This is a genomic window from Dellaglioa sp. CoH-57-MRSF-19, assembly GCF_056781975.1.
Window position 1 is genome coordinate 180,212 of the sequence record NZ_JBXAXW010000001.1, and the last position, 14,678, is coordinate 194,889.

At 35.0% G+C, this 14,678-nt stretch carries 14 protein-coding genes; 13 read left to right on the forward strand and 1 reads right to left on the reverse strand.

The window, feature by feature from the left end:
• Window positions 1–6 precede the first annotated feature (6 nt).
• From AC1RO3_RS00860 to dhaM, 11 genes are all read left to right on the forward strand, one after another.
• A complete protein-coding gene (locus AC1RO3_RS00860) occupies window positions 7–726 on the forward strand; it encodes an MIP/aquaporin family protein (protein ID WP_409022824.1) in 720 nt (239 codons plus the stop codon).
• Window positions 727–911: 185 nt separating this feature from the next.
• Complete coding sequence (locus tag AC1RO3_RS00865) at window positions 912–1,439, forward strand: GNAT family N-acetyltransferase (protein ID WP_409021765.1); 528 nt, start codon at window positions 912–914, stop codon at window positions 1,437–1,439.
• Window positions 1,440–1,542: 103 nt separating this feature from the next.
• Window positions 1,543–2,481 carry a dihydroorotate oxidase gene (locus AC1RO3_RS00870; RefSeq protein WP_481761002.1) on the forward strand — a complete coding sequence of 313 codons (939 nt, stop codon included), beginning with the start codon at window positions 1,543–1,545 and terminating at the stop codon, window positions 2,479–2,481.
• A 300-nt stretch (window positions 2,482–2,781) separates the two neighbouring features.
• Window positions 2,782–3,882, forward strand: a complete 1,101-nt coding sequence (locus AC1RO3_RS00875; RefSeq protein ID WP_481761001.1) for a lactate oxidase — start codon at window positions 2,782–2,784, stop codon at window positions 3,880–3,882.
• A gap of 210 nt (window positions 3,883–4,092) precedes the next feature.
• Entirely contained in the window at window positions 4,093–5,427 is a 1,335-nt protein-coding gene (locus AC1RO3_RS00880) for an NCS2 family permease (protein WP_481761000.1), read from the forward strand.
• Between the two features lie 28 nt (window positions 5,428–5,455).
• Window positions 5,456–7,243: an adenine deaminase C-terminal domain-containing protein gene (locus AC1RO3_RS00885; RefSeq protein WP_481760999.1), complete on the forward strand. Its 1,788-nt coding sequence runs from the start codon at window positions 5,456–5,458 to the stop codon at window positions 7,241–7,243.
• 9 nt (window positions 7,244–7,252) lie between these two features.
• A complete protein-coding gene (gene ade / locus AC1RO3_RS00890) occupies window positions 7,253–8,986 on the forward strand; it encodes an adenine deaminase (protein ID WP_481761144.1) in 1,734 nt (577 codons plus the stop codon).
• A gap of 162 nt (window positions 8,987–9,148) precedes the next feature.
• Window positions 9,149–10,012, forward strand: coding sequence for a class II fructose-1,6-bisphosphate aldolase (gene fba, locus AC1RO3_RS00895; protein ID WP_481760998.1), 864 nt, complete (start codon window positions 9,149–9,151; stop codon window positions 10,010–10,012).
• Between the two features lie 180 nt (window positions 10,013–10,192).
• Entirely contained in the window at window positions 10,193–11,188 is a 996-nt protein-coding gene (gene dhaK / locus AC1RO3_RS00900) for a dihydroxyacetone kinase subunit DhaK (protein WP_481760997.1), read from the forward strand.
• Between the two features lie 14 nt (window positions 11,189–11,202).
• A complete protein-coding gene (gene dhaL, locus AC1RO3_RS00905; RefSeq protein ID WP_481760996.1) occupies window positions 11,203–11,787 on the forward strand; it encodes a dihydroxyacetone kinase subunit DhaL in 585 nt (194 codons plus the stop codon).
• Complete coding sequence (dhaM, locus tag AC1RO3_RS00910) at window positions 11,784–12,152, forward strand: dihydroxyacetone kinase phosphoryl donor subunit DhaM (RefSeq protein WP_481760995.1); 369 nt, start codon at window positions 11,784–11,786, stop codon at window positions 12,150–12,152. Before dhaL ends, dhaM begins: the two co-directional genes overlap by 4 nt.
• A gap of 48 nt (window positions 12,153–12,200) precedes the next feature.
• Here dhaM and AC1RO3_RS00915 read toward each other — a convergent pair whose 3' ends face one another.
• On the reverse strand, window positions 12,201–12,569 hold the full coding sequence (locus AC1RO3_RS00915) for a DUF1304 domain-containing protein (RefSeq protein ID WP_409021750.1): 369 nt from the start codon (window positions 12,567–12,569) through the stop codon (window positions 12,201–12,203).
• Between the two features lie 174 nt (window positions 12,570–12,743).
• Between AC1RO3_RS00915 and AC1RO3_RS00920 the strand changes: the two genes are divergently transcribed.
• Both AC1RO3_RS00920 and AC1RO3_RS00925 read left to right on the forward strand, forming a co-directional pair.
• Window positions 12,744–13,211, forward strand: a complete 468-nt coding sequence (locus AC1RO3_RS00920) for a DUF2798 domain-containing protein (RefSeq protein ID WP_481760994.1) — start codon at window positions 12,744–12,746, stop codon at window positions 13,209–13,211.
• Between the two features lie 154 nt (window positions 13,212–13,365).
• Window positions 13,366–14,553 (forward strand): iron-containing alcohol dehydrogenase, encoded by a 1,188-nt coding sequence (locus AC1RO3_RS00925; RefSeq protein WP_481760993.1) that lies wholly within the window; start codon window positions 13,366–13,368, stop codon window positions 14,551–14,553.
• Window positions 14,554–14,678 lie beyond the last annotated feature (125 nt).

Consider the following 14,678-nt stretch of genomic DNA (forward strand, 5'->3'; position numbering starts at 1 on the left):
AGTGTGATGACAACAAGTCTTATGACGCAACTTTTGGGTGAATTTTTAGGCACAATGATTTTAGTATTATTAGGTAATGGGGTTGTTGCTGGTGTTTCGTTACGTAAGTCAAAAGCTGAAGGTGCTGGTTGGATTGCAATCACATTAGGTTGGGGAATTGCCGTAACCTTGGGTGTCTATGCGTCAGCCTTTATGGGACCAGGACATTTGAATCCAGCTGTAACTTTGGCAATGGCAATTGTTGGTAAGATTGCTTGGTCTTCTGTATTACCATATATGGTTGTCCAGGTTGCTGGTGGTATCGTTGGTGCTTTTCTGGTATGGGTTCAATACATGCCACATTGGAAAGAGACGAAAGATTCTGATGCAATATTTGGATCATTCGCAACTGCTCCTGCAATAAAAAGTAATCTATATAACTTTTTAAGTGAATTAATTGGGACATTTGTCTTAATCTTTAGTTTGCTAGCATTCACAAAAGGTAACTTTACAGATGGTTTAACACCAGTCGTTGTTGGTATCTTAATTGTTGGTATTGGTCTTTCACTTGGTGGGACAACTGGTTATGCAATTAATCCGGCCCGTGATTTAGGTCCTCGTATTGCACATGCTATTTTACCAATTGCGAACAAAGGTGGATCAGATTGGTCATATAGTTGGGTACCAATTTTCGGACCATTTGCTGGCGCAGTGATTGCCGCAGGGTTATTCTTAGCTGTAGCATAGGTTAAATGTCTGAAATAATTTATTATTAAGTTAAACCTCTATTATTGAATTTTAATTCAATAATAGAGGTTTTTTATAGTAAATTTTAAAGGGTATTTTTATTGTATATTGATAAATTATGCGATATAATAATTTTTCAATCGTATTTATACGAATAGATTAAGCATAATAAAGGATGTGTAACAGTGACTGTATCTTACTTAAGACTGGCAACGCCAGAAGACTTACCAGCAATTACAGGAATTATTGAGGAAGCAAAAGCTTACCTTAAAGAACAGGGAATTGACCAATGGCAAGGTGCTTACCCGGCGGCGAACCATTTAGAACAAGATATTAAAGATCAATTGACTTATGTCTTAATGGTTGGAGATGAAATCGCAGGAACTGCTGCACTTTGGCTAGGAATAGATCCTATGTATCTTAACATTGAAGATGGCGAATGGATTAATGGCCCACAAGCACGTTATTCGGCTATTCATCGAGTTGCTGTTTCTTCAAAATTTAGAGGTCAACGTTTATCAGAAAAAATGATTTCAGGCTTATTAACAATTGCGAGATCATTGGGTTACAAAGATGTTCGCGTTGATACACATCCTGAAAATAAAGGGATGCAACATGTCATTACCTCAAATGGATTTGATTATAAAGGTATCATTCATATGGAAGATGGCGTTAACTCAGCACGATATGCTTACCAAATTATTTTAAAATAAAACGTTTAAGACAGCGAATGATATCGCTGTCTTTTTTTGTGAAAAAAGTAACAATTTGAATTTTGATAAGGTATACTAGTATCAATATGAAGGAGGGATTTTTTTGATTTCAACAGCAACGACTTTAGCGGGTTCAAATTTTGATAATTGTATGATGAATGCATCGGGTGTTTATTGTATGGATAGCGACGAATTACTTGCCGTCGAAAGTTCTAAGGCGGCAACTTTTGTAACGAAGAGTGGCACGCTTCAACCACGTAAGGGTAATCCAGAACCTCGTTATTTTGAAACAGAATTCGGTAGTATTAATTCAATGGGCTTACCAAATAATGGCGTTGATTACTATTTAGATTTTGTCTCTCAAAATCAGATAAACCATCCTGGTAAAACATACTTTTTATCAATTACGGGTTTTAATCTAGCGGAAGATCTCGAGTTACTTCAAAAAGTAACAGATTCAGATTTTGCAGGAATTGTTGAATTAAATTTATCTTGTCCTAATGTACCAGGAAAGCCCCAAACGGGTTATGACTTTGAAACAGTTGATGCGATATTAAAAGCTGTTTTTAATAGTTATCACAAACCGTTAGGAGTTAAATTACCACCGTACTTTGATATTATTCATTTTGATCAAATGGCTGCTATTTTAAATAAATATCCATTGTCTTATGTCAATAGTATCAATAGTATTGGGAATGGACTATATATTAATGATGATACAGAAACGGTCGTTATTAAACCCAAGCAAGGTTTTGGTGGTATTGGCGGCGAATATGTTAAGCCGACTGCTTTAGCTAATGTACATGCGTTCTATCAACGATTAAATAAGAATATTCAAGTAATCGGAACTGGTGGCATTCAAACTGGTAAAGATGTTTTTGAACATATTCTATGTGGAGCAAGTATGGTGCAAGTTGGAACAGCGTTGATGGTTGAAGGACCCGCTGTTTTTGAACGACTAACAACTGAGCTAGAAGAAATTATGGCAGAAAAAGGGTACCAAAGTATTGAAGATTTTAGAGGAAAATTGAATTATTTATAGGGATGAGATAGGGAAAATTATACCAACTTTATACGAAGGTATATGGGCAAACAGCTGAAATTAGTCATGGACTAATGGACTATAGACGTAACGATATTTAGCTTTAAATGGAATGAGATAATTTACCTAATTAAATGGTGAATTATCTCATTTTTAATTAATAGAATAGTGTTAGTAGTAGTTAATATTTATAGATAAAAAAATATTAGTAGTTATGTGTGCAAACGCTTGCACAATGCTTTATTCAGTGCTATTATTTAGACAAGATAAGTTGGGTGCAACATAAAAGGGGAGTTTAATATGACAGATTACATTACAAGCGATTTAGAAAAAGATATTACCGTTATTAATGCTTTTGATTTAGAAAAAGATGCAGAAAAGATTATTCCAAAGGGTGGATTTGGTTATATCTCTAGTGGAGCTGGAGATTTGTATACTTTAGAAGAAAATATAAAGGCATTTAATCATAAACTAATTAGACCTAGAGTGTTACAAGAAATTGATCATCCCGATACAAAAACAACTATTTTCGGAGATGAAATCACATCGCCTATTATTATGGCACCAGTTGCTGCACATGCATTAGCTCATGTTAAAGGTGAAATTGATAGCGCTAAGGGTGTTTCAGATTATGGTTCAATCTACACAGCAAGTTCATTTGCAACGAAATCATTTAAAGAAATATCAAGTCAAGCTAATGGTCAACCACAATGGTTCCAATTCTATATGAGTAAAGACGATGGTATTAATCGTAATATTATGGATGAAGCAAAAGCTAATGGGGTTAAAGCAATTGTTTTAACTGCTGATGCAACTGTTGGTGGTAATCGTGAAACAGATAAACGTAATGGATTCACTTTCCCACTAGCAATGCCAATTGTTCAAGCTTATCAAAGTGGTGTTGGTCAAACAATGGATGCTGTTTATGGTTCAGCAAAGCAACGCTTAAGTCCAAAAGATGTTGAATTCTTAGCAGAATATTCAGGTTTACCTGTCTTTGTTAAAGGAATCCAAGGTGGAGAAGATGCAAGTGTTGCAATTAATTCAGGTGCTGGTGGCGTCTGGGTTTCAAATCATGGTGGTCGTCAAATTGATGGCGGAATCGCTGCATTTGATGCACTTCAAGAAGTAGCAGAAACTGTTGATAAGCGTGTGCCTGTTGTCTTTGATAGTGGTGTAAGACGTGGAGCTCATGTTTATAAAGCCTTAGCAAGTGGTGCAGACTTAGTTGCAATCGGTCGCCCAGTTGTTTATGGCTTGGCACTTGGTGGTCATAAAGGTGTTCAAAATGTCTTTAATTACTTCCAACATGAATTAGAATTAACAATGCAATTAACTGGAACGCATAATATTGATGAAGTTAAACGTACTAAATTAATCGATAATCCTTACGGAAATTAAAAAAATATAAAAGTTAGTTAGCACTTAAAAACTGTTAGATTGGTTGTTAAAACCTTTTTAACAGTTTTTTTATTTTTGAAAATAGTCAAAACACGAACTTTAAATGTTAATAAATCTACAAAAGTGCGTATTTTGTATTGATTTTTTATTTAATTCGCGTAATATACTGTACATAATATAAAAAATCACAACATAGGGAGATTATATTGCATGAATAATACAGAGGGAAAATCAGGTATTTTTGATCGGTTATTTCATATTAATGAGTCAGGTTCAACGGTTAAACGTGAATCAATGGCTGGATTAACAACTTTCGTATCTATGGCTTATATATTATTCGTTAATCCTCAAGTTTTGGGCGCTGCGGGTATGGACAAAGGAGCTGTGTTTACAGCAACAGCAATATCTGCCGCGTTCGGTTGTTTCTTGATGGCATTCTTAGCTAATTATCCTATCGCAATTGCTCCAGGATTAGGTGACAATGCATTCTTTACTTATTCAGTTGTTATTGGAATGGGTATTCCATGGCAAACGGCAATGGCCGGTGTTGTGGTTGCCTCAATTATCTTTATGCTTATTACGTTCTTTAAAATTCGTGAAATTGTGATAGATGCAATTCCACATGACTTAAAATTAGCAATGGCCGCAGGTATTGGGTTGTTTATCGCTTTTGTTGGATTACAAGAAGGTGGACTTATCATTGGAAACCAATCAACATTGGTCGCGATTGGTTCACTAACGGTGCCAACTACATGGCTGACAATTTTTGGACTCGTTGTGATTGTTATCTTAATGGCTAAAAAAATTCCTGGCTCAATCTTTATTGGAATGGTTGCGACAACTATTTTAGGGTTAGTTATGGGACTTATCAAATTACCAACACATATTATTTCTTCTGTTCCAAGTTTGGCACCAACATTTGGAGTAGGGGTTGAAAATTTACATAAAATTAACTCACTTCAACTTTGGTCTGTTGTTTTAATATTCTTGATGGTAGCCTTTTTCGATACGGCGGGAACTTTAATCGGGTTAGCTACTCAAGCAGGATTTATGAAAAATAATAAAATGCCACGAGTTGGTCGCGCGTTATTATCTGATTCTGCTTCAATGTTAGCCGGATCTGTTCTGGGAACAACACCAACTGCTGCTTATGTTGAATCATCAGCTGGAATTGCAGTTGGGGGAAGAACTGGACTGACATCATTAGTTGTCGGGTTTATGTTCGTTCTAAGTTTATTCTTTTCACCACTTCTGACAGTTGTGACATCACAAGTGACGGCGCCCGTTTTAATCGTTGTTGGTATTTTAATGGCACAATCATTAAAGGGTATTGATTGGGGTCGATTTGAAGTAGCAGTACCAGCATTTTTAATGGTTGTCGGAATGCCTTTAACTTACAACATCTCGTATGGTATTGCCTTTGGTTTCGTATTATACCCAATTACAATGATGGCAGCAGGTCGTAGAAAAGAAATCGGGCCTGTAATGTATATCTTGTTCTTTGTATTCCTATTCTTACTTTACGTATTAAATATTCTTCAATAACATATAAAATTGATGGGTGGATAACTAAATGACACAGACGTTAGCACAGTTAAAAGACTATATTTCTGCAGGTGCAGCAAAAATTCCTGCAGATTTAGTAATCGAAAATGGCAAGTTAGTTAATGTTATGACAAGTGAGATTTATCAAGCAAATGTAGCTATCTATAAAGAGAAAATTGTTGCGATAGGTAATATTGAAGCTTATATCGGCAATGATACGGAACATATAGATGCAACTGGAAAGTATATAACGCCAGGATTAATTGACGGACATATTCACGTTGAATGTAGCAAAATGAGTATGACAAGTTTTGCTAATGCTGTTGTACCTTTTGGAACAACGAGTATTATTTCTGGTTTAGATGAAACAATATCAGTTGCCGGACTAGAAGGTGTTCAAGAAGTTTTTAAAGAGGTAGAAAAATTACCGCTTAATTTATTTTGGGGTGCACCATATAAGACACCATATACAATTCCAAAATCAACAATTGCTTTTAACATCGATTCAGATGTTCAAGAAACAATTCAAAAATGGACAGAATGTTACGGTATCTGGGAAACGGTTAGAGAAGCTGTTGAAACACAAGATGAAGATACGTTAAAAACGTTGGTTCACGCACAAAATAATCACCAACCCATTTTCGGTTGTGCACCAATGGCAACCGGATTGAAATTGAATGAGTATTTAGCAAGTGGTGTTCGCTTAGATCATGAAAGTTATAGTCATGAGGAGCTTGTTGAAAAAGCACGGAATGGGATGAATATTTTAATCAGGGAATCATCCGTTACACATTTCTTGGCAGAAAATATTCGAGCAGTTACTGAAGTTAATCCAGCAATTGCACGACATGTTAGTTTCTGTACAGATGATGTAACTGCATCTGATATTTTACAAAAAGGACATCTTGATAACCTTGTTAAATTAGCTATTCAAGCAGGTGTAGAACCAATTACAGCAATTCAAATGGCAACAATAAATAGTGCTGAAGCTTATCGAATTGATGATCAAGTTGGGTCTGTATCGCCAGGAAGACTTGCTGACATATTGATTGTTGATCAGCCAAGTTCATTTAATGTAGAAATGGTTATTAGTCGGGGCAAAGTTGTTGCCAAAAATAAAAAAATAAGTGAAATGTTGATTGCACCAATCAGAAGTAATTTATTTAAAGGCCAGTTGAAGCATGAGTTAACCTCTGAAAAAGATTTTGAATATAAAGTTAATGAAAAAGTAGGAATGGCAACTGTCCAAACAATTAATAGTCAGGGTGCTTTTGTTCGAAAAAGAAAAGATGTTGAATTAACGATAGAAAATAATATCGTACAACCTAGTCCAGAAAAAGATGTCGCTTTAGTTTCTGTATTAGAACGATTTGGTAAAAATGGAAATCAGGCACTTGGATTTACATCTGGATGGGGCTTGAAAAAAGGGGCAATGGCATCATCTTCTGCACCTGATGATAATAATATTGTCGTTATGGGTGTCAATGCAAATGATATGTCGATTGCTACAAATGAATTAATTAAAGCAGGCGGTGGTCAAATTGTTGTTATTGATGGAAAAATTATTTCATTTTTAGCATTACCTGTGGGTGGTATCATGAGCGACTTATTACCAAGTGAAATTGAAACTGGCGAAATTGCGCTAAGAAAAGGGTCAAATTTAATGGGTAGTGATTTACCTGATCCAATATTTTATATGTCATTTTTACCAATTACGGCAATTCCAGATTTGGCAATTACTGATTTAGGCATGGTAGATTGTGTCGCTTTAGAAATAGTTGATCCAATTATTAAGATATCATCTCTTAAAGGATAAGGAGTTATGATGGAAAAAGAAAATTTAAAGAAGTTAATTGATGTTGCTGCTGGCCGAATTCCTGCTGATTTAGTCTTAACTAATGGCAAAATTATTGATGTTTATAATGCACAGGTAATGACTGGGGATGTCGCAATTGTTGATGGCCTTATTGCTGGAATCGGTGGCCAATATGATGGGGATAAGACGGTTGATGTTCATGGTCAATATATTTCACCAGGATTTATTGATCCACATATTCATATAGAATCTGCCTACGTTGGACCAGAAGAGTTTGGCCGTTTAATAACGCCGCATGGGACAACAACGGTCATGGCAGATCCACATGAAATTGTGAATGTAGCGGGCCTAGTTGGACTCGACTATATGATTAATGCAGCTAAAGAAACAGCCCTTAATATCCAATACATGCTGCCTTCATGCGTTCCAGCAACAAAAATGGAAAATTCTGGAGCGGTTATTTCGGCCAAAGACATGATTAAACCACTCACGAATAATGAGACAAGTGGCTTAGCTGAATTTATGGATTTCCCTGGTGTGATTAATGCTGAGAGTGATATTTTAGATAAATTACTGGTCGCAAAAAATTTAAATAAACGAATTGATGGGCATAGTCCTCAAGTTTATGACAAAGATTTAAATGCCTATATTGCCGCAGGAATTCAAAATGATCATGAATGCTCAACCCTTGAAGAAATGCAAAATCGATTAAGCCGTGGTATGTACGTCTTCCTACGTGAAGGATCTGTCACGCATAATTTAAGAACACTATTAAAAGGTGTCACAACCACTAATTCTAGAAGGGCCATTCTATGTGGAGATGATGTCCAAGCGAAAACAATTATTGAAAAGGGTCATTTAGATAATAGTTTGAAAATTTGTATCGAAGAAGGTATAGATCCTTTAGTTGCCATTCAAATGGCGACACTTAATACCGCTGAGTGTTGTGAGCTTAAAGATAGAGGTGCTATTGCACCTGGACTTAGAGCAGACTTAACAATTATTAGTGATTTAACGGATATGCTAATTTCAAGTGTCTATATTGCTGGTGAAAAAGTTGCTGAAGAGGGAAAATATTTACTAGAAACTAAAAGCTATACAATTGATAGTGTCCAATCGTCAGTCCATTTAGCTAACTTTAGTCAAGAAAAATTAGTTCTGCCTCTAACAAGTAATAGAGTTCATGCAATTGAAGTAATTCCTAACGAAGCAATTACAATAGATAGAGAAATTAATGTTAGTCGTGATGAACTAGGTAATTTTATCTACGATTCAAGTATTCCAGTTTCTAAAATTTCAGTTATTGAACGGCACCATGAAACGGGAAATATTTTCACGGGTGTCTTGAAAGATTACGGTATTAAACATGGGGCAATTGCTATTTCTATTGCACATGATTCACATAATTTAATTACAACAGGAACTAATGATCAAGATATGGCGTTGGCAATTGAGACTTTGAAAGATATTCAAGGTGGGATGGTCCTGACAAAAGATAACAAAGTTTTAATATCAATTCCATTGCCAATTGGCGGATTGATGAGTGACCAATCTGGAGAATGGATATCAGAACAGCTTGAACTATTTAATAAAGTTGCTTATAGAGAGCTCGGCATTAATGATACGGTGGATCCTGTGATGACATTAAGCTTTATGTCGTTAGCGGTGATACCGGAATTGAAAATAACTGATATGGGTTTAATTAATATCAATGAATTTAAATTTGAAGATGTTAGTGTGTAAGTCTGTTAAATCAATGATGAACGGTTGCCTTTATATTAAAATTATTGATAATTAGTTTTATTTAAAAAATGAAAGTTTTATCTGATGATTAAATGTGCTAAAATGTACCTGTATTAAAAAATGCAATACAGACGTATTGTAATTTATCTAGGAGGACTTCAAATGTCATTAGTAAATGGTACAAGTATGTTTAACGCTGCTCGTGAAGGTCATTACGCTGTTGGTGCTTTTAACACAAACAACTTAGAATGGACTCGCGGTATTCTTGCTGCAGCCCAAGAAAAAGGTGTTCCAGTTTTAATCCAAACATCAATGGGTGCTGCAAAATATATGGGTGGATATGAATTAGCTTTACACCTTGTTCAAGACACTATTAAATCAATGGGTATCACTGTTCCCGTTGTTATGCATTTAGATCATGGTGATTTTGAAGCTGCTAAAGAATGTATCGAAGTTGGTTACAACTCAGTTATGTTTGATGGTCATGATTTACCATTTGCAGAAAACTTAGAAAAAACAAAAGAAATCGTTGCTTTAGCACATGCTAAAGGTATCTCAGTTGAAGCAGAAGTTGGTTCAATTGGTGGAGAAGAAGATGGAATTGTCGGAGCTGGTGAATTAGCTGACGTTAACGAAGCTAAAGAACTTGCTGCAACAGGAATCGACTACTTAGCTTGTGGAATTGGTAATATTCATGGCCAATACCCAGCTAACTGGACTGGTTTAAACTTCGATCGCTTAGCTGAATTAGCTGCTGTAATCGAACAACCACTTGTATTACATGGTGGTTCAGGTATTCCTAAAGACCAAATCCAAAAAGCTATTAAAATGGGTGTTTCAAAAATCAACGTTAATACTGAATGTCAATTAGTATTCGCTGCTGCTACTCGTAAATATATTGAAGAAGGTAAAGACCAACAAGGTAAAGGTTATGACCCTCGTAAATTATTTGCACCAGGTACAAAAGCAATCACTGATCTTGTTGAAGATCGTATTGAATGGTTCGGTACAAGCGCAGCTAAATAATTTATTATTTAGTTCTTTCAAAAAGAGTTTTCAAAATCGTTATGATTTTGGAAACTCTTTTTTTGTGTCTTGAGAATTGAATGGTCATGGAATTATTAATAAAAGCTAGTTTAATTGGTTATTTGTAAACGTTTGCAATATAATGGAGAAGTACCTAAAACAGACAGAAAAGGGGATACTATGAAAAAAATAATTAATGATCCAAAAAATATTGTAAGTGAAATGGTTAATGGGTTAGTTAAGGCTTATCCACAATACCTACGTAAAATTGATAGTACGGAAGCTATGGTTAGAAGTGATGTGGCATCGATGGAAGATAAAGTTGGACTCATTAGTGGTGGTGGAAGTGGACATGAACCTGCCCATGCTGGTTTTGTAGGTCCCGGTATGTTGTCAGGTGCAGTTGCTGGACAAGTTTTTACTTCACCCACGCCAGACCAAATTTATGAAGCAATCAAAGCTGCTAATCACGGTAAAGGTGTTTTCTGTATTGTGAAAAATTACTCCGGCGATGTCATGAATTTTGATATGGCCAAAGAATTTGCTGAAATAGATGAAATTAAAGTGAAATCAATTGTTGTAGATGATGATATTGCAGTTGAAGATAGTCTATATACACAAGGAAAACGTGGTGTTGCGGGAACAGTGTTCATGCATAAAATATTGGGTGCTGCTGCAGATCAAGGAGCTACATTAGATGAAATAGATGAACTTGCTAAAAAAGTGATGCCAAATATTAAAACAATTGCGATTGCATTGAGTGGTGCGACCGTCCCAGAAGTTGGTAAACCAGGATTTGAACTTGCAGATGATGAAGTTGAATATGGCGTAGGAATTCATGGTGAACCCGGATATCGTCGTGAAAAATTAAAACCTTCTAAGGAATTGGTTGAAGAGTTACTAAGTAAACTAAAAGTTGCATTTGATATGAAATCTGATGATAAATATGCCGTTTTAGTTAACGGATTAGGAGCAACACCGTTAATGGAACAATATATTTTTATGAACGATACGCTTGATCAATTAAATAATAAAAAAGTCGATGTCGCATTTACAAAGGTCGGTAATTATATGACATCATTAGATATGGCTGGAATTTCTTTGACATTATTTAAAATTGAAGATGATAAATGGCTTTCTTATTTAAATTATACGGTAGATACAATCGCTTGGTAAGAGGAGATAATAAAATGCTAACAATTGAAAATACAACAGAATGGTTCCAGATTTTTTCAGAGAAAATAAGTGAAAATAAAGCTTATTTGAGTGAGCTAGATACACCAATTGGTGATGGAGACCACGGAAATAATATGGCTCGTGGTGCCGAAACAATTCAAGATTTATTAAAAAATCAAAAATTTGAATCCTTATCAGACTTATTTAAAAGTGTCGCAATGGCCTTTATTAAATCTGTTGGTGGTGCTTCTGGGCCACTTTATGGAACGGCTTTTATTGAAATGTCTAAATTAAGTAAAGAAACAAATGATCCAGCTAAATTAATAGCTGCGGGACTAGATGGTATTAAAAGACGCGGTGATTCAGATGTTGGAGCTAAAACCATGATTGATGTTTGGAATCCAGTTTTAGGGGATATTAAAATGAAGCAAATAACAGTTGAAAAAATACAAGCAGATGTTGAAGCAACCAAAGAGCTTGTTGCAACAAAGGGACGTGCATCATATCTCGGAGAACGTTCTGTCGGTCATGTTGATCCAGGAGCTATGTCGAGTGGCTATTTATTTGAGGCATTACTGGAAACGGGGGTGCTAGTATGACATATGGGGTTGTAATTGTATCGCATGTTCCTGAAATTGCAGAAGGTATCAAGCGACTATTAGATCAAGTTGCAGCAAGTGTCTCAATCACAACAGCTGGTGGGACTGATGATAACGGAGTTGGTACATCATTTGATAAAATCCAAGCAGCTTTTGACGAAAATAGTGCCGATGAGTTGTTAGCTTTTTATGATTTAGGAAGTGCTAAGATGAATTTAAATATGGTCATGGAATTCACAGATAAAAAAGTTCATCTGTACGATACAGCTTTAATCGAAAGTGCTTATACTGCTGCATCTCTTTTAGAGGCTGATGTTAAATTAGCTGATATTGAGGTTCAACTTGAAGCGTTAAAAATTAAATAGCGTAAAAAAATAACGTTAATCTTAATGATTAACGTTATTTTAGTTAGTCTATAAAGCTAAAGTAATTGCGATAAAGGCCAGTAATGCAGGTAATCCTTGTACTAAAATTATTTTTTTTGCAGATGTTAAACTACCAAAAACAGCAGCAATAAAAACAAATCCTGTAAAAAGCAACAACATTGATTTAAGCGCAGCACCAGTTAGAATGAAAAGTACAATCATTAGACCGATACTAATAAAACCATTGTATAGCCCTTGATTAGCCATTAATACTTTTGATTCTTTCTGATTTAAAAATTCTGGTCTTAATTCAAAGGCTTTTTGAGCGATTGAACTAGTTGAGAAAAATAGTTCAAGAATCATAATAAATAAGTGTTCAAGTGCAACAATCCAAGATAATATAAGTGCAATTAACATAGAAATCTCCCCTTAATCGTTATGGATATAGTATAACGTAATGTAATTGGTAGCACAATCAATCGATTTAATCGCTTACAATGAGAATGCTTTAATATTCAAAAAAAAGACTTATGACAGTGAGTTATTTTGTGTAACATTATATTTTATTAAAGTTATTAAGGAGAATGATATATGCCAACAAATGCAAAAGAAGGAATTATTTTTACAACATTAATGTGCTCGATGATGGTTTTCGTTATGAGTGCATACAATTTATTATTAGTCGGAAAACTAGGTCTTGTGACGTTATTACTTGGATTCATTCCTGGTTTTATTGTTGCTTTTATCTTAGATGTTTTAGTTGTCGGTAAAATTGCGATGGCAATTGCTGATAAGTTACCTCTTAATCATGATAAAATGTGGCAAATGATTCTCGCAATCTCAGGAATGATGATTTGTGGAATGGTCGCTTTTATGTCACTTTATGGGTTACTTATTGAAGGTGGTATGCCTGCTCATTTCTGGTCTGCTTATCTTTCTACTGTTGGACACAATATTATTGTTGCGGTACCGTTACAACTAATTATTGTTGGACCAATTTCAAGAAAAATTTTAAGCATGATTCATGCAAAAGATGAAGCTAAAAGAGTCACACAATAATCGTTTATATTTATAGAAGATTCACCAGTAAAATGGTGAATCTTCTTTTAGTAAAGGCTTGTATTGGAATGACATCGCCTAAAGGGGTTATAATGTAGTTGTTCATTTGAAATAACTTTGACTATAACTTCAAAATACAAAGGAGATTATATTTATGAAAGATTTTCAATTTAAAAATACAACTGATATTCGATTTGGTTCAGATCGTATCGAAACAGAATTACATGATGCGGTTGCACAATTTGGTCCCAATGTATTATTAACATATGGTGGTGGATCAATTAAACGTTCAGGTTTATATGACAAAGTAAAGAAAATTTTGAGTGATTTAAATGTTGTTGAATTAGCAGGAATCGAACCAAACCCTAAAGTGGGTTCAGTTCGTGAAGGTCAAAAGTTAGCTAAAGAAAATAAAATTGATGTTATTTTAGCTGTCGGTGGTGGTTCTGTTGTTGATGCTTCAAAAATGATTGCTTCAGCAGCATTTTATGAAGGAGATCCTTGGGATTTATCATTAGACCCCTCAAAACGTTTCAAAATTGATCAATTACCTTTTGTCGATATTTTAACGTTAGCAGCTACTGGTACTGAAATGAATGCTGGATCAGTTATCTCAAATCCAGAAACAAATGAAAAAATAGGTAGTTTTGGTCCCAAAACACCAGCTGTTTCATTCTTGGATCCAGCATTAACAATGAGTGTTTCAAAATGGCAGACTGCTGCTGGTTCAATTGATATTTTCTCTCATTTGACAGAGCAATACTTTGATAAAGAAAAAAATAATGATGTTTCTGACGGTATGATTGAAGGTATCATGCGAACAGTTATTAAATGGGCACCAATTGCAGTTGCGGAACCTGATAACTATGATGCTCGTGCTAATTTAATGTGGTCATCAACAATGGCATTAAATGGTATTATGCGATTAGGTTATCAAGATGGCTGGACATCCCATTCTATTGAACATGAGTTATCAGCGTACTACGATATTACTCATGGTGTTGGGCTAGGTATTATAACACCTCGTTGGATGAAATTCGTTTTATCTGCGGATACGGTTTCTAAGTTTGCTAAATTTGGTCGCAATGTTTGGCATATTCAAGATGATGATGACCAAGTCGTTGCTGATAAAGCTATTCAATCAGTTTATGACTGGGTTAAATCGTTAGGTGTACCAACAACGTTACCCGGTGTTGACATCAATGAAGAAACAAACTTTAAAGTAATGGCTGAATCAGCTGTTAGAGTTGGAAAATTAGATAGTGCTGTTTATGTTGATATGTCAGTAAATGATGTTATTGATTTATACAAAGCTTCAATGACAACTGAAAGTTTCGAATAAAGTAGTAAAAGCATCTCTGTTTAGAGATGCTTTTTTTGTGCCATAAATCGAAAATTTGTTTTATGATATAAAATTCGGTATGCTAAATAGTAAGGGGTTACAAATTTAGAACAGAAAGAGGGCCT